Annotated in this window: 21 protein-coding genes and 1 tRNA gene; 9 read left to right on the top strand and 13 right to left on the bottom strand. The window is 65.1% G+C overall.

The window, feature by feature from the left end; genetic code table 11:
- Positions 1-10 precede the first annotated feature (10 nt).
- Both ABXH26_RS05310 and ABXH26_RS05305 read right to left on the bottom strand, forming a co-directional pair.
- Positions 11-628 (bottom strand): HAD family hydrolase, encoded by a 618-nt coding sequence (locus tag ABXH26_RS05310; RefSeq protein WP_353566007.1) that lies wholly within the window; start codon positions 626-628, stop codon positions 11-13.
- Between the two features lie 69 nt (positions 629-697).
- A complete protein-coding gene (locus ABXH26_RS05305; RefSeq protein ID WP_353566006.1) occupies positions 698-2,074 on the bottom strand; it encodes a UTP--glucose-1-phosphate uridylyltransferase in 1,377 nt (458 codons plus the stop codon).
- Positions 2,075-2,235: 161 nt separating this feature from the next.
- Between ABXH26_RS05305 and rpoN the strand changes: the two genes are divergently transcribed.
- The 3 genes from rpoN (at position 2,236) to pyk (ending at position 6,242) form a co-directional block, all read left to right on the top strand.
- Positions 2,236-3,633: an RNA polymerase factor sigma-54 gene (gene rpoN, locus ABXH26_RS05300; RefSeq protein WP_353566005.1), complete on the top strand. Its 1,398-nt coding sequence runs from the start codon at positions 2,236-2,238 to the stop codon at positions 3,631-3,633.
- A 78-nt stretch (positions 3,634-3,711) separates the two neighbouring features.
- Positions 3,712-4,761 (top strand): Mrp/NBP35 family ATP-binding protein, encoded by a 1,050-nt coding sequence (locus tag ABXH26_RS05295; RefSeq protein WP_353566004.1) that lies wholly within the window; start codon positions 3,712-3,714, stop codon positions 4,759-4,761.
- A 77-nt stretch (positions 4,762-4,838) separates the two neighbouring features.
- Entirely contained in the window at positions 4,839-6,242 is a 1,404-nt protein-coding gene (pyk, locus tag ABXH26_RS05290) for a pyruvate kinase (RefSeq protein WP_353566003.1), read from the top strand.
- 18 nt (positions 6,243-6,260) lie between these two features.
- Here the strand turns inward: pyk and ispE are convergent, their stop codons facing one another.
- From ispE to ABXH26_RS05270, 4 genes are all read right to left on the bottom strand, one after another.
- A complete protein-coding gene (gene ispE / locus ABXH26_RS05285) occupies positions 6,261-7,094 on the bottom strand; it encodes a 4-(cytidine 5'-diphospho)-2-C-methyl-D-erythritol kinase (RefSeq protein WP_353566002.1) in 834 nt (277 codons plus the stop codon).
- A 7-nt stretch (positions 7,095-7,101) separates the two neighbouring features.
- Positions 7,102-7,707 carry a purine nucleoside phosphorylase YfiH/LACC1 family protein gene (locus ABXH26_RS05280; protein WP_353566001.1) on the bottom strand — a complete coding sequence of 202 codons (606 nt, stop codon included), beginning with the start codon at positions 7,705-7,707 and terminating at the stop codon, positions 7,102-7,104.
- Between the two features lie 135 nt (positions 7,708-7,842).
- Positions 7,843-8,301 (bottom strand): MarR family winged helix-turn-helix transcriptional regulator, encoded by a 459-nt coding sequence (locus ABXH26_RS05275; RefSeq protein WP_353566000.1) that lies wholly within the window; start codon positions 8,299-8,301, stop codon positions 7,843-7,845.
- Positions 8,302-8,437: 136 nt separating this feature from the next.
- Positions 8,438-8,833: a hypothetical protein gene (locus ABXH26_RS05270; protein ID WP_353565999.1), complete on the bottom strand. Its 396-nt coding sequence runs from the start codon at positions 8,831-8,833 to the stop codon at positions 8,438-8,440.
- Positions 8,834-8,953: 120 nt separating this feature from the next.
- Between ABXH26_RS05270 and ABXH26_RS05265 the strand changes: the two genes are divergently transcribed.
- Positions 8,954-9,044 (top strand) — tRNA-Ser (locus ABXH26_RS05265).
- A gap of 156 nt (positions 9,045-9,200) precedes the next feature.
- Here the strand turns inward: ABXH26_RS05265 and ykgO are convergent.
- Positions 9,201-9,365, bottom strand: coding sequence for a type B 50S ribosomal protein L36 (gene ykgO / locus ABXH26_RS05260; RefSeq protein WP_353565998.1), 165 nt, complete (start codon positions 9,363-9,365; stop codon positions 9,201-9,203).
- 168 nt (positions 9,366-9,533) lie between these two features.
- Here ykgO and ABXH26_RS05255 point away from each other — a divergent pair, with 168 nt between their 5' ends.
- On the top strand, positions 9,534-10,640 hold the full coding sequence (locus ABXH26_RS05255; RefSeq protein ID WP_353565997.1) for an aldose epimerase family protein: 1,107 nt from the start codon (positions 9,534-9,536) through the stop codon (positions 10,638-10,640).
- 115 nt (positions 10,641-10,755) lie between these two features.
- On the opposite strand, the gene ABXH26_RS05250 is transcribed toward ABXH26_RS05255, so the two are convergent.
- From ABXH26_RS05250 to ABXH26_RS05235, 4 genes are all read right to left on the bottom strand, one after another.
- Complete coding sequence (locus tag ABXH26_RS05250) at positions 10,756-11,424, bottom strand: response regulator transcription factor (RefSeq protein WP_353565996.1); 669 nt, start codon at positions 11,422-11,424, stop codon at positions 10,756-10,758.
- The gene (locus tag ABXH26_RS05245) at positions 11,421-12,887 is read right to left on the bottom strand and encodes a sensor histidine kinase (RefSeq protein WP_353565995.1); all 1,467 of its coding nucleotides are present in this window, start codon (positions 12,885-12,887) and stop codon (positions 11,421-11,423) included. Before ABXH26_RS05245 ends, ABXH26_RS05250 begins: the two co-directional genes overlap by 4 nt.
- A 31-nt stretch (positions 12,888-12,918) precedes the next feature.
- Positions 12,919-14,325 carry a hypothetical protein gene (locus ABXH26_RS05240; protein ID WP_353565994.1) on the bottom strand — a complete coding sequence of 469 codons (1,407 nt, stop codon included), beginning with the start codon at positions 14,323-14,325 and terminating at the stop codon, positions 12,919-12,921.
- Between the two features lie 136 nt (positions 14,326-14,461).
- Positions 14,462-15,436, bottom strand: coding sequence for a helix-turn-helix transcriptional regulator (locus tag ABXH26_RS05235; RefSeq protein WP_353565993.1), 975 nt, complete (start codon positions 15,434-15,436; stop codon positions 14,462-14,464).
- Positions 15,437-15,489: 53 nt separating this feature from the next.
- Here ABXH26_RS05235 and ABXH26_RS05230 point away from each other — a divergent pair, with 53 nt between their 5' ends.
- Entirely contained in the window at positions 15,490-15,861 is a 372-nt protein-coding gene (locus tag ABXH26_RS05230) for a WYL domain-containing protein (RefSeq protein WP_353565992.1), read from the top strand.
- Between the two features lie 8 nt (positions 15,862-15,869).
- On the opposite strand, the gene recF is transcribed toward ABXH26_RS05230, so the two are convergent.
- Positions 15,870-16,937 carry a DNA replication/repair protein RecF gene (recF, locus tag ABXH26_RS05225; protein WP_353565991.1) on the bottom strand — a complete coding sequence of 356 codons (1,068 nt, stop codon included), beginning with the start codon at positions 16,935-16,937 and terminating at the stop codon, positions 15,870-15,872.
- A gap of 245 nt (positions 16,938-17,182) precedes the next feature.
- On the opposite strand from recF, the gene hisS reads away from it, so the two are divergent.
- From hisS to aspS, 3 genes are all read left to right on the top strand, one after another.
- A complete protein-coding gene (hisS, locus tag ABXH26_RS05220; protein ID WP_353565990.1) occupies positions 17,183-18,511 on the top strand; it encodes a histidine--tRNA ligase in 1,329 nt (442 codons plus the stop codon).
- Positions 18,512-18,562: 51 nt separating this feature from the next.
- Entirely contained in the window at positions 18,563-18,937 is a 375-nt protein-coding gene (locus ABXH26_RS05215) for a GxxExxY protein (protein ID WP_353565989.1), read from the top strand.
- Between the two features lie 66 nt (positions 18,938-19,003).
- Entirely contained in the window at positions 19,004-20,809 is a 1,806-nt protein-coding gene (gene aspS / locus ABXH26_RS05210) for an aspartate--tRNA ligase (protein WP_353565988.1), read from the top strand.
- 157 nt (positions 20,810-20,966) lie between these two features.
- Here aspS and ABXH26_RS05205 read toward each other — a convergent pair whose 3' ends face one another.
- Positions 20,967-22,946, bottom strand: coding sequence for a DNA gyrase/topoisomerase IV subunit A (locus tag ABXH26_RS05205; protein WP_353565987.1), 1,980 nt, complete (start codon positions 22,944-22,946; stop codon positions 20,967-20,969).
- Between the last annotated feature and the right edge of the window lie 99 nt (positions 22,947-23,045).

Here is a 23,045-nt window from a genome sequence, read left to right as displayed (position 1 = left end):
AAAAAGCCCGTCACGAAAGTGTCAGGTCCAGCGGCGCCGGAATCGCCTGCACCCGCATGCCGGCCTGCTGCGCGGACATGATGCCTGCCGGGGCGTCCTCGACCGCGAGGCACCGGGCGGGCGCCACGCCGAGCAACTCGGCGGCTTTGAGATAAATGTCCGGGGCCGGCTTGCCGATGGCGACATCGTCGGCCGTGACGACCTCGTCGAACAGGTCCGAAATATTCAGCACCTGCAGCGTCCGCTCGATGACCATGCGAGTGCCGCCGGTCGCGACCGCCATCGGGATCCGCCCGCGGCAGGCACGGGCGAACTCGACGACCTCCACGATCTCGTCGACCTGGGAAAGCCGATTGAGAAAGGCCTCCCGTTTTTTCATCGCCACCGCCTCCGGGCTGAGCCGCAGGCCGTAGTCGCCGTTCAGCTGGACCACGATGTCCTTGGTGGGCCGTCCGCCCATCGCGTAGAACACATCTTCCTGAAACACGTTCGCCGCCCCGTAGAAGGCCAGCGCCTCGCACCAGGCTTCAAAGTGCGCTGGCATGGAATTCACCAGCGTTCCGTCACAGTCGAAAACGATTCCCTCGATTCCGTCCAACTGCCATTCGATTGCTCCGACACTTGCCATCGGGCGGAGGGGGTAGCAGTCAGGCGGCCAATGGCAAGCCCCCAAACGAGATTATCCGGACACAATCTGTCAGCTTCGCGGATAAACCCCGCTTGGAACAACGCAAGAGTCCCCGGATGCGCAAAAATCCGCGCTTCCCCGAATTACGACTCCCGGCGCGAAACGGACATCCCCCTCGATGGTCAGCGTGTCGCAATCGACCAGCGACGGGACCCCGAGGGCATCGAGCGAATCCACGAACTTGTGAGCTTCGTCCAGCTTGACGACCGGCGGCTTGCCTTCGCGCCGAGGATCCAGCGCCACCGAGCCATCCGCGCCGACCCCGTAGGCATCGGAGCGCAGCGCCAGCAGGTCACCGGTGGTTTTCACCGGAGCGAAGCGGCTGCGGGGCACTTCGACGGCCACGGCGCCCTCGAAGCATTCGATGGCCGCTCCCATGGCGGTTTCCAGCTGGATCACCGGCGTGGACGACTTGTCGCGCGGATCGACGGTCTTGCGGTTGCGGATCATCGGCAGGGGCAGCACGCCCCCACCCTCGTGCAGCCGTTCTTTCAGCTTGTCGAGGCGCAGCCAGATCGAGTTGGTGTTGAAATAGCGGTGCTTTTCGATGTCTTGGAAGGCCTCGAGGTCTTCGTCGGGGCACTGGGCCACCTCTCGAAGGAGCAGGCGGCCGTCCGACTTTCGGCGGGCGAGGTGGCCGCCCTTACGATCCGCGGGCGTGCGACGTGTGACCTCCATCATGAAGGGCGCGTCGGAATCCGCGAACCACTGGAGCAGCGCCGGATCGAGCACCGCGCCGAGGTTGTCGGAGTTCGAGACGAAGGCGTATTTGGCACCGCCGGCCAAAAGACAGTCGAGCCAGCCCGAGCCGGAAAGGGCCGGATAGAGATCACCGTGACCCGGCGGGCACCACTCCAGTTCGGGATGCGCCGCGCAGGTCGCGGGCGCCAGCGTTTCCGCATCGATTTTCGGTGCCTGGTTCTGCATCAGCTCGACCTCCCGTCGCTCCGCCAGATCCCGCGGAGCGTGGTCGGCCAGATAGCCGAGCGTATCGTCGCTGGTGGCGAAGCTGTTCATCAGCAGCAGCCGCACCTCGGCCCCGGTGGCCTGCCGGAGCGAAACGATCTGCCGCACGATCAAATCGAGGAACGTCACGCCGGGTCGGACTTCGAGCAGGCTCTTCACCTTTTCCAGCCCCATGCTGGTACCCAAGCCCCCATTGAGCTTGATGACCACCGTCTTCGAAAGCAGGTCGGCATCGAAGCCCCCCGCCCCAAGCTCGATGGTGGGAAGGTCGGCCGCCGATTCGATCGTCTCCTCCGTGATCATCCCGCTCTCGTTTCGCCGGAGGGCTTCATAATTATGACGGAAGGCCTCGATGGCGGCCGTCATCACGCCCGCCTGCTTCATTTTTTCCTCGAAGGGTGCAAAAGCCTCGCTACTCATGTCTCGAAAGGTTGAACGCACGTCGTGCTACGACAGGCACCTCGGGCCGGCACGAAAAAAGCCTTGCGGAATTTATTTTATTGTTTGGCATTTATTCTGCTTGGTGATGCTCGGAGCGAAGTCATAGATTCAGGCCGTCAGCCACAGACGGCAGGCACGGTATGGCAGAATCCTCCCTCCAGCAGTCGCTATCCCAGCAACAGTCGCTCGCACCCCAGATGCGGCGCAGCTTGGAGATCCTTCAGGCGAATTCCATGGAGCTCACCCAGATGGTGAGGCAGGCACTGGAAACCAACCCCGTGTTGGAAGACATCACGGAAATGGCGTCGCTCGATGACGACGGCCTGGATCCGGAGGACGCCGACTCCCTCGATCACCTCAACGAGACCGACGACGACCTGCGCGACCTGATGATCATGGAGCGCCGCAACCAGACCTACTCGCAGGACGACGAGGAACGGCGCGATCACCTCTACAATTCCATCGTGGCGCCGGAGACACTCCAACAGCATCTCGCCGCGCAGCTCCAGGTGGCCTTGCTCGAGCCCGGCGTGCGGGTCGCGGCCGAGGTTTTGTTAGGAAACATGGACCCCCGCGGGTTTTTCGACCTGCCGCCTTCGGAGATCGGCATCCGCATGGGCATTTCGGCCGATGACATCGAGTCGGCCACCGCCGTGATCCGGGGCTTCGACCCCCCGGGAATCGGTGCCGTGGATCTGAAGGACTCCCTGCTGCTCCAGCTCGAACGACGCGGCGAAGGCTCCTCGATCGAGCACAAGATCGTTTCCGACCACCTCGAGGACCTCGCCCGCAAGCGCTACCCGCAGATCGCCCGCGCGCTCGGCACCAGCGTCGACCGCATTTCGGAAGCCGCCGAGGCCATCGGCCGCCTGACGCCGAACCCGGGCGGCGAGTACGACCCCACGGGCAATCCGATGATCCGCGCCGACGTGATCATCGAGAACGAGGACGGCGAATGGATCGCCCGCCTGACTCACGAATACCTGCCCCGTCTGCGGATCAGCGATTTTTACAAGGACCTGCTTGGCAAGACCACCAACGACACCAAGAGCCGCCAGTTTCTGCGCGACAACCTGCGCGAGGGCCGGACCCTGATCCGCTCGCTGTCGCTGCGGCAGGAGACCATCCTGAGCATCGCGGAAAAACTCATCCAACATCAGCCCGATTTCCTCGCCCGCGGTCCGCGGCACCTGCGGCCGCTGACCATGAACCAGATCGCCGACGAGCTGGGCCTTCACGCCACCACCGTTTCGCGAGCGGTGGCCGGCAAGTATGTCCTGACGCCGCACGGCCTGATGGACATGCGCTCGTTTTTTGCCGCCGGCTACCAGACCGAGGACGGCAAGGAGGTCTCGAACGCCGGGGTCCGCGAAGCCATCCAGGCCCTCATTTCCAAGGAGCCGCCGGCCAAGCCGCTGTCCGACGAAGCCATCGCCAAGGCCCTGAAGACCCAAGGCATCCCGGTCGCCCGCCGCACCGTCGCCAAGTATCGCGACCAGCTCGGCATCCTGCCTTCCCACCTGCGCAGGACGTTCTGATTCATCGGAAAAACGGAGCCTTTCCTGATCGGGGTTTGATCATCCGTCCCGGCACCGCTCTGGTGGGCGCGGCAGCTCATGAACATCGACCTCGTCAAACAAGCGCTCGGCACCGTCAAGTATCCCGGATTTTCCCGCGACATCGTCTCCTTCGGCCTGATCAAGGAAGTGGTGGTCGAGGACGGCACCCTTCACGTCCGGATGGAGATCCAGACCCGCGATCCCGAGGTGCCGCAGCAGATCTTCAAGGCCAGCCACGCCGCGCTGGCCGAGCTGCCGGACATCGGCACGCCGAAAATCGAGATCAACATCAAGGACGCCCCGGCCGCCGGTGGCGAGCAGGCGGCCAGCGGCAAGTCCTCGATCCCTGGGGTGAAGAAAATCATCGCCGTCGCCTCCGGCAAAGGCGGCGTCGGCAAGTCGACCGTGGCCTCCAACCTCGCCATCGCGCTTTCCAAGACCGGTGCCCGCGTCGGCCTTTGCGATTGCGACCTCTACGGGCCGTCCATTTCGATGATGTTCGGCAGCCACGACCGGCCCATGGCCAACGAGCACGACGAAATCATCCCGGTCGAGGCGCACGGCATCCTGCTGATGTCGATGGGCTTCCTGCTCGAGGAGCGCTCGCCGGTGATCGTCCGCGGCCCCATGGCCACGCGCTACACCCAGCAATTCCTTCGCCAGGTCGCGTGGGGCGAGCTCGACTACCTGGTGCTCGACCTGCCGCCCGGCACCGGGGACATCCAGCTGACCATCGTCCAGACCGTCGCCGTGGACGGCGCGATCATTGTCACGACCCCGCAGGAAATCGCCCTCATCGATGCCCGCAAGGCGGTCTCGATGTTCGCCAAGGTGAACGTGCCCATCCTCGGCCTGATCGAGAACATGGCCTGGTTCGAGTGCGAGCACGGCACCCGCTACCACCTCTTCGGCGAGGGCGGTGGGACCCGTGAGGCGGAAACCCTCAACGTCCCCCTGCTGGCGCGGATTCCGATCGAGCCCCCGGTCCGTGAGGCGGGCGATTCCGGCAAGCCGATCGCTCTCACCGACCCCTCGGCAAGCACCGCCTCGGCCGCCTTCCACGACTGCGCCGCCACGCTTTCCGCCACCCTCGCCACCGCCCGCTGATTCACCCATTCCCGGCTCGGGCCGACTTCGGCCCCGGCCCCGGGGATGGTCGGAGAAATGCTTACCTCCCAGATTCCATGTCACGCCGCACCAAGATCATCGTTACCCTCGGCCCCGCCACTCAGGATGAGGACACCATCGGCCGGCTGATCGACCTCGGGGCCAATGTTTTCCGGCTCAACATGAGCCACGCCAAGCACGCGTGGGCCGCCGAGATGACCCGGCTGGTCCGCCGCCAGGCCTCGGACCGCGGCGTCCACGTGGCCGTGCTCTTCGACCTCACCGGCCCCTCGATCCGCACCGGCGAGGTGGAAAAACCCTACCAACTCGCCATCGGCGATCTCGTCGAGTTCCGTCGCGAGGGAACCAAGCCGACGATCCCCATTTCCACGACCGTCAACTACGCCGGCATGATGGACGATGTCTCGGAAGGCAGCACGCTGGTGGTCGACAACGGCACCTTGCTCATGCAGATCCAGTCCCGCCAGGACGACCGCATCATCTGCGAGTGCAAGAACGCCGGCGAGCTCGGCTCCCGCCGCCACATCAACCTTCCCGGCACCCGGCTCAACCTGCCGGCCATGACCGACAAGGACCGCAACGACCTCGCCCTGGCGATCGAATGCGAGGCCGACTACATCGCCGGGTCCTTCGTCCGCGATGCCGCCCACGTGCACGAGATCCGGCGAGCGATCGAGGCGCTGGAGGGCACCGCCCAGGTGGTCGCGAAAATCGAGGACCAGGAGGCCGTTCGCAACATCGACGCCATCATCCAGGCTTCCGACGTGATCATGATCGCCCGCGGCGATCTCGGCATCGAGGTCGCCTTCGAGGAACTCCCCCTTCTCCAGCGCCGTATCGTCAAGCGCTGCCACGAACTGAGCCGCCGGGTCATCGTCGCCACCCAGCTTCTGGAATCGATGATCCAGAACCCCACCCCGACCCGGGCCGAAGTGACCGACTGTTCGAACGCGGTCTACGAGGAGGCGGATGCCCTCATGCTCTCCGGCGAGACCAGCGTCGGAAAACACCCGCTCCGTTGCGTGGACGCCCTGATTCGGATCGCTTCCCGCATCGAGCGCTCCGGCGGCATGGGGTACGGCCAGGGCGTGCTGCTGCGGGAGGAGCGGCAAAAAACCGCCCGTGCCGCGGTGACGCTGGTCGACTCCATGCCCGATGCCCGGCTGGTCGTCCTGACCCGCCGCGGCGTGCTGGCCAACCACACCGCCATGCTGCGCCCACGGACCCGCGAGTTTTACGCCTTCACGCCCAGCGAAATTGTCTGCCGCCAGTTGGCCATCAGCCGGAACGTCCGCGCACTGAGGCTGCCCTTCGCCGCTTCGATCGACGAAACCATCAAGCGCGCCGCCGCCCTGCTCATCGAGCGCGGTCACATCACGCCCGGCACGCCGATGGTGATCGTTTCCGACATCCTGTCGGACCATATCGCCGCCAATTCGATCATCCTGCACCACGCCTGATGCAGCCCTCCGGAGGACTCATCCCGCCACGGTCCGACCGACCCACGTCCAGAACGTGGGATCGAGTTCCTCCCGTGCTCTCGCGATCAGGCCGTCGGCGTCGGCCTTTTCATCGATCACGGCGAACATCGTGGAGCCCGAACCGCTCATCAGCGCAGCTTCCACGCCATCCTGCCGGCGGAGCCATCCCTTCACCTCCGCAAGAAAGAGGTGCTTCTGAAACACGGGCCGCTCGAGATCATTGACCAGATCGCCCCACGCCAGCGTCTGCGGCGTATAGTCCACTCCTTCCAGCTCCCTCGAGTCCTGCCATCGCCGGTAGGCGTCGGGGGTCGATACCCCGAAACCCGGCTTCAGCAGCACCACACGCATCGAGGGCAAGCTCGGGCCTTCCTCGATCCGCTCACCCCGCCCCTTCACCACCGCCACCGGTGGACCGAGAAAGAAAGGGATATCGGAACCCAGCCGTGCTCCCATTTCCGTCAAGTTTCCCACCGGGAGACCGGCACGGGACAGCTCATTGAGACCCGCGAGCATCGCCGCCGCGTCGCTGCTCCCTCCGCCCAGCCCGGCTCCGTGCGGAACCCGCTTTTCGAGCCGGATCCGCACCCGGTCCCTTATCCCTGTTTCCCGTCGAAATAACTGCAAGGCCTTGATCACAAGGTTGCTATCATCGGCAGGCACGCCGGGAGCATCGCAGGAAAAATGATCCTCGTCGGACACCTCGATTTCCAACCGATCGGCGAGACCATCAAGACGCACCATCAGGGACTCCAGCTCGTGAAAACCGTCATCGCGGCGTCCGAGGACCCTGAGGGAAAGATTGAGCTTGGCGGACGCTTCGAGGATCACCGCGTCATCATGCGAGGCTTCCGCAGCGGATCAATGCCAACATCCGCCCGGTCATGCCCTTTTCCATCCGGTAGCTGTAAAACCGCCCCGGATCGCTGGCGGTATCGCACCCGACATCACGGAACTCGCCGATGCCCGCCTTTTCCGCCTGGCGGACGATCTGTTCGGCGAAATCGATCTCATAATGGGGCGGGCGGATGCATGGCGACAAGACGCCCACCAAATCGGCCGGATCCGTGCCGAACCGCTCCCTCATCGCCGCTACGGCTGTCGCAAGAATGCCAAGTTCCGTGCCCTTCTTGCCGGAGTGCAGCAGCCCCACCGCGCCGCTCCGCCGGTCGGCCAGCCAGATCGCACCGCAGTCGGCCACATAGATGCCCAGCAGTTCCCCTTTGGCTTGGGTGATCAAGCCATCCACCCCGGGCACCACCGGCAGACCATCGCCTGCGGGCTTGGTCTCGGCCCCCGGCACCCAGGCCACGCGCGCACCGTGAACCTGCTCCGCGCGCCACCAGAAGGGTGCACCGAACCGGCGGGCGACCTCCGCCTTGTGGGCGGGCAGCAAACGGGCCAAGGCGACATCGCGGTCCACGACCACATCAATGCCGGGCACGCGCTCGATCCAAGCCGCCTCCACGCCGGGGGCCTTGGTCAAGGGATCGAGAAAAGAAAAATCAGCCTCCGCCACGGGCAAACCGTAGCGGAGGCTGTGAAAACCGACAAACGGGGGGTATGTCAGCGCGGGATGTCAGGCGCGTTCGCGGCTCTTGAGCGCACGCTTGGTGTGCTCGACCGCTTCGGCCTGGTCTTCGTCCATCTCCGAAAGGACACCGGCGAGATCTTTCGCGATTTCCTTGCGCATGGTGGACACGAGTTCGACACCCTTTTGCGTAATGCGGACCATAATCTTGCGACGATCCTCGGCCGCGTGGACACGCTCGACGTAGCCGAGCTTTTCCAAACGATCGACGAGACCGGTCGCTGCCGCGGTCGAATGACCCATCTTCTTGGCAATATCCGACATGGTCAGATATTCCTCGCTCGCGAGGTAAGCCAACAAGAAGAACTGCGGGAACGACACGTTACCCTTGTTGAGGCTGTTCGAGAGATTGAGGATGCAGCTACGCTGCGTGAAGAGGACGAAGTCGGCTAGGCGGTCAGCATCGGCATTTAGGGATGGGCTGTCGCCCGGGGTGCTCAGTTTCATGGCTGGTTGTAGTGTTCATGGTTCGGGACAAGTAAGGGAGCACAGCCTTTGCGGTGCGGAGACTAGCAACGCCTGCCAACGATAAGCAAGGTTTAATTATAAAAAAACAGGTGCTTTGACCGCCTTCCTGCAAAAATTAGCGGTCCGGCGTCGGCAGCGGGGGAATGGACGCTTCCGGCGTGGGTGTGTAGTCCCGCTCCACCTCCAGCGTCGGACGGGCGTAGACCGCGTCGCCCGCCTTGACGTCACCGGCCTTGATGTCTGCCGCCGCGAACCTCCCCAGATGCTCGCCGCTGACCGTGAGGGAGGCGGAGCGACCCGCCTCCCCTTGCGTCGTGAGCAAAAGGTCGCGCCCCAGCACGGTGTCGCCGTAAGTCTCGATGAGCACGAAACCTTCGCTGGCATGAAGCGACGCCACTTTGCCCACCAGGCGGGGTGCGGTGGGCGAAACAGGCTCCGATTCCGGTTCGTCGGTCCCGCAAGACCACAAGGCGAAGGAGAGAAGAAACAGCCATCCGAAGCGACGCATCATTGCCCTTCACCCCACACCAGCACCGGGAGATTCGCAAGTCATCCGCCGAAGCGGAAAAACTTCATCGACCCCATTGACGGAACTCCTCCGCTGTGATTCAAACCCCGCGACCCCAACTACGGATCGGTGGCTGAGTGGTCGAAAGCACACCTTTGCTAAAGGTGCGTACCTCAAAAGGGTACCGAGGGTTCGAATCCCTCCCGGTCCGCCACGCCCCCTGTCCAATTCGTTGGACAGGGGGCGTGGCGTTTTGAGCGACTTCCAGGCAACACGCTGGCTCGCCCGGCCCCAGAGTCCGGTGAGGGGATGCGGGCACGAAAAAGGCGGCCCGCGGGCCGCCTTTCGAATCAAGTTCGGAGGTTTCCGATCACTTCACGCCCTTCTTGGAGAGGCGGGTGCCCTTGGTCGCGCCCTGGCGTGCCTTGAACTTCGGGTTCGTCTTGCAGATCACATACGTCGTGCCCTTGCGGGAAACCACCTGGCAATCGGCGTGGCGGCGCTTGGCGGAGGAGAGCGAGGAAAGAACTTTCATGGTCGGAAAATGACAGGAGTGGGTCCCTACAGGGGCAACGAGCCCGGCGCGGGGCCGCGGAAAATAGGATTTAGCCCTTCCTTGTAAAGCCCATTCTTCGGAAATACCAAGGTTTGGCATGGAAACGCCTTGGCAGGCCCGGCATTGTCACGAATTCTCCGGGAGTCCATGAGTTCGACCGGCATCGCATCCTCCACCCACCTCCGCTCTTTTGGAAAACTGTCCGACGGCCTCGAGGCCAAGCTCGTGACCCTTCGCAACTCCCACGGACTCACCGCTTCCATCACCAACTTCGGTGCCGCCTTGGTCGGCGTGCTGACGCCCGACCGAGATGGCGAATTCGCCGACATCACCCTCGGTTACGACACCGCGGCCGGCTACGAAACCGACTCCAATCCCTACCTCGGCGCCACGGTCGGCCGCTTCGGCAACCGCATTGCCAGCGGCACCCTGACCATCGACGGCCAATTCCACCAGCTCGCCACCAACAACGAACCCGGCGGCATCCCCTGCCACCTCCATGGCGGCACGGTGGGATTCAGCCGGCGGCTGTGGGACATCCTCGAGGCGAGCGAGACCCGCGTCGTCCTCCGCTACGATTCGCCCGATGGCGACGAAGGCTACCCCGGCGCGCTGACCGCGACCGTGACCTACGAACTGAGCGACGAAAACGAATTGATCTGGGAGGCTACTGCCACCACCACCCGCATCACCATCGTCAACCTCGTCCACCACAGCTACTGGAACCTTTCCGGGAATCCGGAAAAGGACATCCTCGACCATGAACTTCGGCTGGCCGCCTCGCGCTACCTGCCCACCGATGACGGCCTGATCCCCACCGGCGAGCTGAAGCGGGTCGAGGGCACCCCGCTCGACTTCCGCGAAGCCCGCCGGATCGGCGATCGCATCAACGAGGATCACCCCTGCCTCAAGCGGGCGAGCGGCTACGACCATGCCTGGATCCTCGACAAGGCCTGCGGCGGCAACCCGGTGTTCGCCGCGGAAGTCCACCACCCGGCGACCGGACGGACCATCGAGATCTTCACCAACCAGCCCGCCATCCAGGTCTATTCCGGCAATTTCCTTTCCGCCGAGTGCTTCCGCCTGCCTCATCAGGGAGGCAAGGGCGGCATCGCCTACCCCTTCCGTAGCGGTCTCTGCCTGGAAACCGAGAACTACCCCGACGCGCCGAACAAGCCCCACTTCCCCTCACCGCTCCTCCACCCCGGCGAAACCTACCGCCACATCGAGGTCCACCGCTTCTCGGTGAAATAGGAGGTGGGACGTCCCCGTCCCACGAACCCCGGCAGCCTGACCTTTCCTCAAACGAGGCACCACCTCCCGGACTTTCCCCACACCCCACCCTCGCGGGACCGGGACGTCCCGCCTCCTATTCCGGCATCCGATAGCCTGCGCCGCGCACGGTCCGGATCCACTGCGGATCGCTGGGATCCGCCTCGAGCTTCTTGCGCAGGTTTAGTACGTGCTGATCGAGCGTGCGCGATTCCGGATAATACTCCAGCCCCCAACAGCGGTTGAGCAGCTCATCCCGACTCACCACCTCGCCGCGGTGACGGTGGAGCAGCTGCAGCAGCTTCACCTCCCGCAGCGTCAGCTCGACCTCCGCCGGCCCTTCGGCCCGCAAGCATTTGGGAAAAATCCGCCACGGGCCGAAGGCGATCTCCGCCGGCGACTCCGGCCGCGCCCGCCGCACCACCGCCTGCACCCGGGCCAGCAGCTCGCGGGCCCCGAAGGGCTTGCGCACGAACTCATCCGCTCCGAGTTCCAGCCCCAGCACCACGTCGATCTCCTCGGACTTGGCCGACAGGAAAATCACCGGCACCCGCGGATCGGCGGCGCGGATTCTACGACACACCTCGTAGCCATTCAGCCGCGGCATCATGATGTCCAGCAGCACCAGGTCACTCCCGCCCTGCTGCCAGCAGTCCCAGGCCATCGCGCCATGCTCGGCCGCCTGGACCTGATAGCCCTCGCCCTCGAGCAGGGTCGTCACCGCCTCCCGCGTCACCGCATCATCCTCCGCCAGCAGCACCTTCATCCGGCCCTCCTTTCCGCCAGCGGGATCTCCAGCCGGAAACACGCGCCGCGAGCCGCCGACACCATCATCAATCGCCCCCCCAGCTCCCCCGCCAGGCTGCGACTGATGGCGAGCCCCAGCCCGGTGCCGCTGACCCCTTCCCGCGTGCTGCTGCCGCCGCGCACGAAGGGCCGGAAGACCCGCCGCTCCTGGCCGGCGGGAATCCCCGGACCGTCGTCCGCCACCTCCAGCCTCAGCCGACCCTGAACCTGCGCCAGACGGACCCGCACGGCCGAGCCCGCACCGGCATATTTCTCGGCGTTGGAAAGCAGGTTGACCACGATCCGCCCGACCGCTTCCGGATCGGTCGCCACGTGGCAGGTGTCCGGGCGTTCCCAGCTCAGTGACATGTCCTTTCGCGCCAGCGGAAACCGGAAGCCCTCCACCACCTCGCCGAGCGGCGCGACCAGATCGACCTCCCGCAGCTGCCGCGTGCGATGCCGGCCACGGGAAAAGATCAGCACGTTTTCCACGATCCTCGACAACCGCTCCATTTCCTCGCGCATCACCCCCAGCCGCGGGGAAACCGACCGCCCGCCACGCGCCGCGTCGTCGATCGCCAGGTCGGCGTTGAGCATCAGATTCGTCAACGGCGTGCGCAGCTCGTGCGACACCTGATTGGCGAAGCTCACCTGCTCGGCCGCCCGTTTCCAGGCACCGGCTTGCGCCCAGGCCAGCCACCCGCCGGCGAGCATCACCACCCCCGCCGCCACGAAGCCGCCGATCAGCAGCGGCAGCTGGTAGCGGATCTGCCGCTCCACCGGATTCCAGATCCTCAGAGTCCACGCCCCGAAGCTCGAGAGCTGGCGGATCGACTCGTCCGCGTCGCCCCGCGGCGTGGCGGATTCCTGCGGTGCCAGCCATTGCCAGGAGCCTCCGAGCTCCGACTCACCACGGCCGAGCCTCGCCTCCCGCCGCACCACCTTCGCGGTGCGCTCGGGATCCAGCACCATCACCACCGCAGCGGCACCATTTCCCCGCACATAGGCCCGGCGGCCATCGCCTTCATCCATCCAGCCGGAACCCACCAGCGCCTGATCCGGGAAAACCCAGGCATCCTCGGTTTCCGCGTATTTCCCCAGCAGCGGCGGGCTTGTCAGCGTCTCTCCGGCGAGCCACTGCGGCTCCTTTTTCGACGAATCCAGCCGGTAAACGCTCCGCACGCCGGCGACCGATCCGTCTCTAGGGTCCTCGCCCGCCAGAAATGCCTGCGCCCGGGCATCGAGCGCCTCCTCCCAAAGCGCTTCCAGCCGCGCCACCTGCCGGGCGCCGCGACCGAATTCCTCCTCCCACCAGCCTTCGCTTCCCGCCACCGGCACGCGGAGCTGCTGACGTGAAATCCGCCAGCCCGTGACCGCCAGCACGACGGCCAAGGCGCAGGAAAGCCCCAGCGTCGCCGCCACTGCCAGTCGTCCCGACATCATCGCTCCCATCATCCGGTTCGCCGCCACCTTGTCACTCCAGTTTCACGAAATACATCAATCGGTGGGCCGCATCCGCCACCCCGCCTTCGAGGAACTCCCCGCCCACACCGACCAGAGTCCAGCCGCAGCACTGCACCGGCAGTTGGGTCTGAATCATGGAATGACCGAACTCAGGCATCGTCATGTCCACCCGCCATTCTCCGCCGTCCTCGATGCGATGGAGGGCGGTATCCCCCACCTTGGCGACCGATTCTATGGCCAGGTGTATCCTGCCGCCCTCGACCTCCGCTTCGAAGCTCACCCCGATATTCCGGGTTTCAAAGGATGTCGGGGTCGCCGCCATGGCTGCCCCCACGGCCGGCTCCACCACCTGCCGTTCCTCCTTGGTGGCGATGCCCGCTTTCTCACCACGCTTGTCCGCCTCTTCCCACTTGCGGGTCACTTCCCATTTCATGCCCGGAATGTACTCCGTCGGGTAGCAGTATTCCTCGATCTGCTCGGCGGTCGTCCGCCCCTTGGCTGCGAGCCATCCATCGAGCGACCAGGCCAGCGCGGCGGGGTCTTTTGAAAACACCTCCCATGCCTGGAGCGGATCGACCCCGTCCGGCGCGTTCAGCCATTCCCAGGCCTTGGTATGATCGACCCGCAGCACCCGCAGCTTGATCCTCGATGGCAGGCCGCCTTCGGGCTCCACCGGCTCGGGATCGACCCTGGCCCGCACAAACACCAGGCGCGTGGCGCTGGATCGGGGTTCCTTGCTGCGCCCCCACAGATAGCGCCCTCCCTTTTCAAACATCAGTTGGGTGGGCTCCTCGATGCGTTGCGTTTTTTCACCGAAAGGATCAGGCCACACCGATGGTCCACCTGCCGAAGCCCGCAAGCTGCCGAAGGTGGGGATGAAGACATCGCCGGGCTCGCAGGTGCGTTCCGCGATCGGACTGAATGGCCGGCCGCGCGACAGGATCCGGACGAGCTCCGCCTCCCACGCCAGCTTCCATTTTCCGTCCTCCTCGACCGCCCAACCATTGAAACTGTGGCCGCAATTCCGGGTCTCGAAGGAAGTCGGGAAGGGCCACGCGCCTTTGCCTCCGGGCAGCACCTCCGTCGCGTAGATCTGCTCGAGGATCTGGTCGGAGAACAGCTTGCCGCCGTCCGCTCCCGCCACCCAGGCCGTGTGGTCGAGCACCGCGCTGCCATCGCGCACCCACTCCGCCACCGTCTGGTGGAGCTGTTCATCGCTCGGCTCGCCCGCCTCGTGCTCCCAGCTCATGAGCTTGGCCGAATCCACCAGCAGGTGCTCGAGCATGAACTCGCAGCGCCGCGGCTCCCCGGCGGGTGAATTTTCCGACTTCGGATCCTTGCGGGAAACGAAGGGATTGTCCTCGGCGGCTAGCAGTAGCGAGGACAGCCCCAGACATGCGATCAGTCGTCTTTTCATCCCCATCATGGCGACACATACCGCCATTTCCTGCGCCAAAGGTCTGCAAAGCTTCTGCAAAAAGTTCGCAAATCGGAGGTGGGACGTCCCCGTCCCACGAACCCCCAGCCCCCGCGGGAGGGGGACGTCCCGCCTCCTATTCCCCCATCATCCGCACCTCATCGGCCACCATGGCCCTAAGGGCGGCGGGCTCGAGCACCTTCGCCCTGCTGCCGAAGCTGAGGACCCACCGCACCACCTCGGGCAGCGAGCCGACCTCGAAGCGAACTTCCACCCGCCCGCCGTCCCCATCGAGCACCTCGATTTCCTGGGTCGGATGCCAGCGCCGCTCCTGCGCCAGCCTCGCGGCATAGCCCTCGAGCCGCACCTTCACCACCTGCGGATCGTCGCCGCCCCACACGCCGAAGCTTTTTGCGAGATAGGCCGGCCCGTCGAAGCCGGCCGGCCGCCCGAAGCGCTCCTCCAGCACGCGCAGCCTCGTCATCCGGATCAGCGCGAAGGTGCGCAGCGCCGCGCGATCGGGGTCGTGGGCGATCAGATACCACCCACCCTCGACCTCGCCGAGATGGAGCGGCCGCACCTTCCGCGGCTCGGCTTTTTCCGCCGCGAGCTTCCGGTAGTGGAAGGAGACGATGCGCTGTCTCACCACCGCGTCCGCCAGCTGTCCGAAGCGCCGCACGTCGTGGCCGCGGACTTCCGGCACCTTGCGGGAAAAGGCGGCGTCCACATCGTCCCAGCGCAGATCGATCCGCTCGCCGAGCGCCGAGGCGAGGCGCCCGAACGCCACCCGCAGCTTGTCGGCCAGCTCAGTCCCGCGGATCGATTCCAGCGCGGTCCGCGCGAGGAACATCGCCGCGATTTCCTCCTCCCCGATCTCGAACTGCGGAAAGTCCGACACGTCCCCCGTGTAGCGGTAGCCGTGGCCCTGCTCGTCGTATTCGAGCGGCAGCCGGAAGTTGTCGCGCATGAAGGTGATGTCCCGCATCACCGTCTTCGGGGTGACCTCCAGCTCCGCGGCGAGCGTCGAGCAGTTCGGCATCCGCCCGCTCTTGATGGCCAGATGGATGCGATGCATCCGCTCGAAGGGGCGGCGGGTGTGGCGGGCGCTCATTTCCTCCATCCCCTATCGGAAATCGTCCGAATCATCCAGCCCTGCCCCCACGGATGTCCTACCCCCTGCGTCAGGGTGCGATCATGAAAAGCCTCAGCCGCCGTCGTTTCGCCACCCTCCTCGCTGCCTTCGCCGGACTCCCCGCCGCCGCCCGCTGCGCGGAAACCGGGGCCCGCAAGATCGCGCCCGTCTCACCGGTCCGGCGGTCGGACGACCCGGTGGTGTCGACCTTCCTCCGCGCCATCACCGATGAGGAAACGATCGCGATCTACTATCACGGCGGGACGAACCCCGGCGCCCTCCGTCGTTTCCGACCGATCTCGATCTATCGCGTCGAGGACGGCGCTGCCATTTACGCCCACGGCTATTGCCAGCTCCGCGGCGAACCCCGCACCCTCCGCCTCGACAAAATCCGGCTCGCATAGGGCACCCGCTACGAGGCCCGCAGGGAGCCGCCCTCGACCGCGAACCGCGCCAAGCCCTCCAGCTCGGGCGTCTCCTTCAGCCAGTCGAGATAAGTCGTCGTGATCCACTTCTGCGCGCCCGTCGGCAGCGCCCGCATCAGCGCGTTGCGGCGGGAAACGTCGAGCTCGCCGAAGACGTCGTCGATCAGCCACACCGGCTCGCGGCCCGCCCGCTCGCGCAAGACCCCGCCCTGGGCCAGTTTCAATGCCAGCGCCAGGGTCCGCTGCTGGCCCTCGCTCGCGTAGGCCGCGGCCGGCATGCCGTTGACCGTCAACTCCAGCTCGTCGCGATGCGGCCCGACGAGGCTGCGCCGCTGCCGGAATTCCTTTTCCCTGACCTGCTCCAGCGCCGGTCCCAGCTCCATGCCGCCGCCGGGCAGGTAGCTCATCCCCGCCAGCTCGTCCTTGCCGGCGATCGTCCGCTGCCGCTCGGCCACCACCTCGGTCAGCCGGCCGGAAAGATCCGCCCGCACCCGGCGCAGCACCTCCGCCGCCGGGATCATGATCGCCTCATACGATTCGATCTCCCTGCGCCGCCGCTCGCCGTCCTTGAGCAGCAGGTTCTTCGCCTTCAGCGCCCGGCGGTAGCGCGCCAGCGCCCGCCGGTAGTCCGGGGCCACCTGGCTGCCCATGAAATCCAGATACCTCCGCCGCGACTCGCCGCCTCCGCGAACGAGGTCGAGATCGTCATTTCCCATCCACACCAAAAGCCCGCCGTCCTCGAGGTAGCCGCCCTGGCTCGGCCGCTCATCTCCCTCGACCACATGGCGGGTCGGCACGCGGGGCCTCCAATCGATCCGCCGCTCCATATCCCAGGCCTCGCCGGCGATCCCGAAACCGCCGTGGCCGCCGATCCTCGCCAGCGTCTGCATCCGGCTGGTCCGCGGCGAGTGCAGCCGCACCAGCACGCACACCGCCTCCAGCACCGAGGTCTTGCCCTGCGCGTTCTGCCCCGTGAACACGGCCCCCGCCTCCGGCACCTCGATCCCGAGGGCGTCGAAACAGCGGAAATCCATGGCTCGCAGCGATCGCAACATCCGCGGCGACCATGCCCGGATTCGGCTGTTAGCCAATCCCAACCTCCCGGTGAATTACCGCTGCCGGGAGCTCGGGATCAGGATGAATAGGATTCGGATGATGAATGGGATGTTTCAGAGACGCTAAAAAAGCCTCCGAATTGAAATCCCCACAAAAAACTCCGGATCCCATTCATCCTGCTCCAAAACCCCCAAGAGCCCGCCATTTCCCCCTCAGAATCCCGCCTTGAAAACCCGGCCGCGGCGTGCATCCTCCCCGCCCCTTCCACGGCGACATCATGGCAGCCCTTCGTTTCCAAGCCCTTCCCGGCTTCCGCGACTTCACCCCGCGGGAGTGCGCCGTGCGCAATTACCTCTTCGAAACCTGGCGCTCGGTCGCCCGGAAATACGGCTTCGTCGAGTACGACACGCCGGTCCTCGAGGACACCCAGCTCTACCTGAAAAAATCCGGCGGCGAGCTCTCTTCGCAGCTCTTCCGCTTCGAGGACCAAGGCGGACGCGACGTCTGCCTGCGCCCGGAGGTGACCGCCTCGCTCGCCCGCCTCGCCGCCCAGCACCAGCGCGATTTCCCGAAGCCGCTCAAGTGGTTCGAGATCGGCCAGTGCTTCCGCTACGAGAAGCCGCAAAAGGGCCGCGGGCGCGAGTTCTACCAGTTCAACGTCGACATCCTCGGCGAGGCCGGCCCCGCCGCCGATGCCGAGCTGATCGCGCTGGCGATCGACACGATGCGCGCGTTCGGCTTCGTCGCCGGCGAGTTCCTCGTCCGCGTCTCCGACCGCCAGGCGTGGCTCGACTTCGCCGCGGCGCGGAACGTCCCCGACGATCGCATTCCCGAGTTCCTCCAGATCATCGACAAACTCGAACGCGAGAAGCCCGAGGTCACCGCCGAGAAGCTTGCCGCCTTCGGCATCGAAACGGAGGCCGTCACCTCATTCATCGCCAAGCCCGAGAACGCCTCGTCGGCCTTCGACGCCATCCGCGCCGACCTCGAAGCCCGCGGCCTCGGCGACTTCGTCGAGCTCGACCTCTCCATCGTACGAGGCCTGGCGTACTACACCGGCGTCGTCTTCGAGGTTTTCGACTCGAAGAAGTCCATGCGCGCCGTCGCCGGCGGCGGTCGCTACGACACGCTCGTCGACACCCTTTCCGAAGGAAACGTCGACCTGCCCGCGACCGGCTTCGCGATGGGCGACTACGTCATCCGCAACCTCATCGAGGAAACCACCGACCCGCGGATGCAGCTTGAAACCCACCTGCTCCGCCAGGGTGCCGCCTGCGAGATCTATCTCGTCCTCGCCGATGAAACCAAGCGCCCCGAGGCCCTCAGCCTCCTCGCCGAACTGCGCGCCGCCGGCATTTCCTGCGACCTCCCCTTCGGCAGCGTCAAGATCGGCAAGCAATTCCAGAACGCCGAAAAGGCCGGCGCCCGCTTCGCCCTCGTCATCGGCTCCGAACTCCCCGAGCTCACCCTCAAGGTCCTGTCCTCCCGCACCGAGGAAAAGTGCCACGTCCTCGGCCTCGCCGACTGGCTCACCACCCGCCTCCAACAACCCGACGGCCCGCTCTTGGCCTAGCAGGCTGCAGGGCGATCATCGCAGGATGCACTTGATGGAAAGGATGGACGGATGGATTTGGAAACGGAAACCAAGACGATCATCGGCATGGCCTACGAGGTCATGAACGAGATCGGCTGTGGGCTCCGGGAGAAGGCCTATGAGCGAGCACTCGTGCGCGACTTCCAGCTGCAATCCATCGCCCACGACCAGCAACGCCAGTTTCCCGTCATCTACAAGGACACCGTCATCGATACCCTGATCCCCGACCTCATCGTTTTCGATAGGATCATCATCGACACCAAGACCATCGAACACATCACCTCGCGGGAGATTGCCCAGATGCTCAACTACCTCCGCATCACGCGTCTTCCCGTCGGTCTCATCATCAATTTCTATCACCCTAGGGTCCAGATAAAGCGAGTCCACCTCTCGCCTAAAGCCTAGACCACCATCTCGTTCATCCTTTCCATCAAGTCCATCCTGCAACCGGTCCCCAGGACTCCTCTTCCCATGCGAACCCACCACTGCAACGAACTCCGCTCCTCGCACATCGGCGAAACCGTGACCCTCATCGGTTGGGTCAACTCCGCCCGTGACCACGGCGGCGTCATCTTCATCGACCTCCGCGACCGCGAGGGCTTCACCCAGTGCGTGTTCCGGCCGGAGGAAAACGCCGACGCCGCCAAGCTCTCGCACCAGCTCCGCGAGGAAGACGTCGTGCAGGTGATCGGCAAGGTCTCCGCCCGCCTCGAAGGAACGACCAACTCGAAGATCGCCACCGGCGAGATCGAGATCGTCGCCACCGAGCTGGTGATCGTGAACAAGGCCGATGTCCTTCCTTTCCAGCTCGACAAGGAACTCTCCAACGAGGACCTGCGGATGAAATACCGCTACCTCGACATCCGCCGCACGCGCATGACCACCAACCTGCGCACCCGCCACCGCGTCACCAAGTCGACCCGCGATTACCTCGACGAAAACGGCTTCTGCGAGATCGAGACGCCCATCCTTTCCAAGTCCACGCCGGAAGGCGCGCGCGACTTCCTCGTCCCCTCGCGCCTCCAGCCCGGCCACTTCTACGCCCTCCCGCAGGCCCCGCAGCAGTACAAGCAGCTGCTCATGGTCGGCGGCATCGAGAAGTATTTCCAGGTCGCCAAGTGCTTCCGCGACGAGGACCTCCGCGCCGACCGCCAGCCGGAGTTCACGCAGATCGACCTCGAGGCCTCGTTCGTCGATCAGGACGACATCATTTCCCTCGTCGAGGGCCTGCTCGGCCGCATCTTCAAGGAGGCCCGCGGCGCGGAAATCCCGGCGTCCTTCGATCGCATCACCTGGAAGACCGCCATGGACATCTGGGGCTCCGACAAGCCCGACCGCCGCTTCGGCATGGAGTTCGTCGACCTCACCGACGACCTCAAGGATTGCGAGTTCCGCGTCTTCTCCGGCGTCGTCGCCTCCGGCGGCGTGGTGAAAGCCATCAACGCCAAGGGTTTCGCCGACATCTCCACCGGCCAGATCGACAAGCTCACCAAGCTCGCCCAGGCCGCAGGCGCCAAGGGTCTCGCCTACATCCAGGCGCGCGGTGACGATCGCGAAAGCTGGCGCTCGCCCTTCGTCAAGCGCATGACCGACGCCGAAATCGAGGCCCTTCGCAGCAAGCTCAACATCGAAGCGGGCGACCTCGTCCTGTTCGCCGCCGACGCCTGGGAACCGGCCTGCGACGTCCTCGGCCGCGTGCGCCTCGCCGTCGCCGAGATGCAGAACCTGCTCGAAGGAAACGAAGAGCTGAACTTCCTGTGGGTGACCGAGTTTCCGCTGCTCGCCTGGGACGAGGAAACCGGTCGCCACGTCGCCGTCCACCACCCTTTCACCCGCCCGATCAAGGAGGACGAAGCCAAGCTGATCGCCGGCGAACTCTCCTGCGAACTCCGTGCGCAGGCCTACGACGTGGTCCTCAACGGCCACGAACTCGGCGGCGGCTCGATCCGGATCCACGAGGGCCCGCTGCAGTCGGCCATGTTCAAGGCGCTCGGCATCACCGAGGAGCAGGCGGCCGAGGAGTTCGGCCACATCCTCGACGCCTTCCGTTTCGGCGCCCCGCCGCACGGCGGCCTCGCCCTCGGGCTCGACCGCCTGGTGATGCTCATCTGCGGCGAGGACAGCATCCGCGAAGTCATCGCCTTCCCGAAAAACAACAAGGGCAGCGATCTCATGTCGCAGAGCCCCGCCGAGGTCGATCCGAAGCAGCTCCGCGACCTCCGCATCCAGACGGTCAAGAAGCCCGGAACCTCCTCCGTTTCGCCGGCAGGCGCCTGACGGATCAGGCCCCCTAGACCGCGGCGATTCATCGCCGCTTTCCAGCGAGGCGATTCATCGCCGTGCTCGACAAGGCCCGGGCAAGCCCCGGGCCTTTCCTTTTGGTCCGACCGCGAGCACGTCCGTCGAGGCCCGCCAGAAAAACAACGACCGCGCCTCACGCTCCGACCTCGGGATCGAAGTCCTTCGGTGCGCGGACGACGCGGTCGGCGTTGAGCTTGGTGACGATGTTGCCGCGGCTGCCGCGGCTCTTGATACCGATCTCGCCGAAGTTGAACGGCCGCGAGACGTTGCGCAGGCGCAGGGCGGGCTTGAGGTGGACGATGAGCAGCTGATCCGCGCTCTCCTCCTCGCTGCGGTGGACCGCGAAGTAAAAGATCCGGCTGCCCTTCTTGCCGCCGGTCAGGTCGTACTCCTTGTCGCGGGTGGTGCCGCCGACGCGGAAACGTTTCGCCATCAGCGGTCCCTCGCGGCCGTCGCGGTAGATCATCGAGTAAATGAGGTCCTCGTCCTTGCGATAGACCTCCACCCGCAGCGGGCGCTGGCCGACGAAGACCTTCTCCGCGACCTTGGTCACCTTCATGGTGCCGTCGGCGGTGAAAATGATGATATCGTCGAGCGTGGAGCACTTCTCGAGCGGCTTCTCCTTCTTCAGCCCGTAGCCGGCGAAGCCGTTCTTCTCGTCGAGGTAGAGCGTCTCGGTGGCGAGGATGACCTGGGTCCGGTCGACCCGCTCGAAGGAGGAAACCTCGGTCTTCCGCTCGCGGCCCTTGCCGTATTTTTTCCGGATCTCCTCGAACCACTTGATCGTGAACTTCGTCAGGTTGCGGAGGTTTTTTTCCGTTTCGGCGATCGCGTCCTCGAGCGCCTTGATTTCCTCGTCGGCCTTGAAGCTGTCGTACTTCGAGATGCGCTTGATCTTGATCTCCGTCAGGCGAATCAGGTCGTCCTCGGTGACCTCGCGCTTGAGGAGTTTCTTGAAGGGCTTGAGACCGTCGTCGATCGCCTTCAGCACCGCTTCCCAAGTCTCGCATTCCTCGATGTCGCGGTAGATGCGGTTCTCGATGAAGATCTTTTCCAGCGAGCTGAAATGCCACTTCTCGTTGAGCTCGCCGAGCTTGATCTCCAGCTCGCGGCCGAGCAGGTCGCGGGTCTGGTCGGCGCTGCGCCGGAGGATCTCCGACACGCCCATGAACTGGGGTTTCCCCTCGACGATCACGCAGGCGTTCGGCGAGATGCTCAGCTCGCAGTCGGTGAAGGCGAAGAGCGCGTCGCGCGTCGTTTCGGCGTCCACACCGGAAGGGAGGTGGACGAGGATGTCGGCGGTCGCGGCGGTGTTGTCCTCGATCTTGGAAATCTTGATCTTGCCCTTGTCGCCGGCGTTGACGATTGAGTCCATCAGGGCCCCGGTGGTCGTGCCGAAGGGCACCTCGGTGATGCGGATCAGGTTCTTTTTCTCGATCTCCATCCGCGCCCGGACCCGCACCTTGCCGCCGCGGAGGCCGTCGCGGTAGTCGCTGGCATCCATGATGCCCCCGGTCGGAAAATCGGGCAGCAGCTCGAATTCCTGCTTCCGCAGCGCGGCGATGCAGGCGTCGATGATTTCGAGGAAATTGTGCGGCAGCATCTTGCACGCGAGGCCGACGGCAATGCCCTCGACGCCCTGCGCGAGGACGACCGGGAACTTCGACGGCAGCGTGACCGGCTCCTTGTTCCGCCCGTCGTAGCTGGGCGTCCACTCGGTGGTCTTGGGATTGAAAATGACGTCGAGCGCGAACTTCGTGAGCCGCGCCTCGATGTAGCGCGGGGCCGCGGCGCCATCGCCGGTGAGCGTGTTGCCCCAGTTGCCCTGGGTGTCGATGAGCAGGTCCTTCTGGCCGAGGTTCACCGTGGCGTCGCCGATCGCGGCGTCGCCGTGCGGGTGGTACTTCATCGTGTTGCCGATGAGGTTGGCGACCTTGTTGTAGCGCCCGTCATCGAGTTCCTTCATCGAGTGAAGAATCCGGCGCTGGACGGGTTTTAACCCATCAACAAGGTGCGGAACCGCCCGCTCGAGAATCACGTACGATGCGTAGTCCACGAAATAGTCCTTATACATCTCGCCCAGCGAGACGTGTTGATCGGGGTCGTGACTCATGGGCGGGATGCTTAAGGTTTCCTAAGGACCCGGCAAGGGGGAAGTCCGCGGGCGGCTTGCCGTTCGCGGCGGGGTGGCTTAGGTCGTGGGCGCGGATGA

The sequence above is a fragment of the Haloferula sargassicola genome, assembly GCF_040362925.1.
In the GTDB taxonomy this organism is placed as follows: domain Bacteria; phylum Verrucomicrobiota; class Verrucomicrobiia; order Verrucomicrobiales; family Akkermansiaceae; genus Haloferula; species Haloferula sargassicola.
The sequence above is the reverse complement of the archived record's forward strand: the minus strand, read 5'-3'. Positions and strand labels throughout refer to the sequence as shown.

Excerpts from the sequence above, each read along its gene's own strand:
- ABXH26_RS05295 (WP_353566004.1), top strand. The coding sequence starts at position 3,712 with ATGAACATCGACCTCGTCAAACAAGCGCTCGGCACCGTCAAGTATCCC.
- ABXH26_RS05240 (WP_353565994.1), bottom strand. The coding sequence starts at position 14,325 with ATGAAAAGACGACTGATCGCATGTCTGGGGCTGTCCTCGCTACTGCTA.
- ABXH26_RS05255 (WP_353565997.1), top strand. The coding sequence starts at position 9,534 with ATGAGTTCGACCGGCATCGCATCCTCCACCCACCTCCGCTCTTTTGGA.
- ABXH26_RS05275 (WP_353566000.1), bottom strand. The coding sequence starts at position 8,301 with ATGAAACTGAGCACCCCGGGCGACAGCCCATCCCTAAATGCCGATGCT.
- ABXH26_RS05305 (WP_353566006.1), bottom strand. The coding sequence starts at position 2,074 with ATGAGTAGCGAGGCTTTTGCACCCTTCGAGGAAAAAATGAAGCAGGCG.
- ABXH26_RS05230 (WP_353565992.1), top strand. The coding sequence starts at position 15,490 with ATGTCCTACCCCCTGCGTCAGGGTGCGATCATGAAAAGCCTCAGCCGC.
- ykgO (WP_353565998.1), bottom strand. The coding sequence starts at position 9,365 with ATGAAAGTTCTTTCCTCGCTCTCCTCCGCCAAGCGCCGCCACGCCGAT.
- recF (WP_353565991.1), bottom strand. The coding sequence starts at position 16,937 with ATGTTGCGATCGCTGCGAGCCATGGATTTCCGCTGTTTCGACGCCCTC.
- ABXH26_RS05250 (WP_353565996.1), bottom strand. The coding sequence starts at position 11,424 with ATGAAGGTGCTGCTGGCGGAGGATGATGCGGTGACGCGGGAGGCGGTG.
- ABXH26_RS05205 (WP_353565987.1), bottom strand. The coding sequence starts at position 22,946 with ATGAGTCACGACCCCGATCAACACGTCTCGCTGGGCGAGATGTATAAG.
- ABXH26_RS05245 (WP_353565995.1), bottom strand. The coding sequence starts at position 12,887 with ATGATGTCGGGACGACTGGCAGTGGCGGCGACGCTGGGGCTTTCCTGC.
- pyk (WP_353566003.1), top strand. The coding sequence starts at position 4,839 with ATGTCACGCCGCACCAAGATCATCGTTACCCTCGGCCCCGCCACTCAG.
- ABXH26_RS05215 (WP_353565989.1), top strand. The coding sequence starts at position 18,563 with ATGGATTTGGAAACGGAAACCAAGACGATCATCGGCATGGCCTACGAG.
- rpoN (WP_353566005.1), top strand. The coding sequence starts at position 2,236 with ATGGCAGAATCCTCCCTCCAGCAGTCGCTATCCCAGCAACAGTCGCTC.
- ABXH26_RS05310 (WP_353566007.1), bottom strand. The coding sequence starts at position 628 with ATGGCAAGTGTCGGAGCAATCGAATGGCAGTTGGACGGAATCGAGGGA.
- ABXH26_RS05235 (WP_353565993.1), bottom strand. The coding sequence starts at position 15,436 with ATGAGCGCCCGCCACACCCGCCGCCCCTTCGAGCGGATGCATCGCATC.
- aspS (WP_353565988.1), top strand. The coding sequence starts at position 19,004 with ATGCGAACCCACCACTGCAACGAACTCCGCTCCTCGCACATCGGCGAA.
- ABXH26_RS05270 (WP_353565999.1), bottom strand. The coding sequence starts at position 8,833 with ATGATGCGTCGCTTCGGATGGCTGTTTCTTCTCTCCTTCGCCTTGTGG.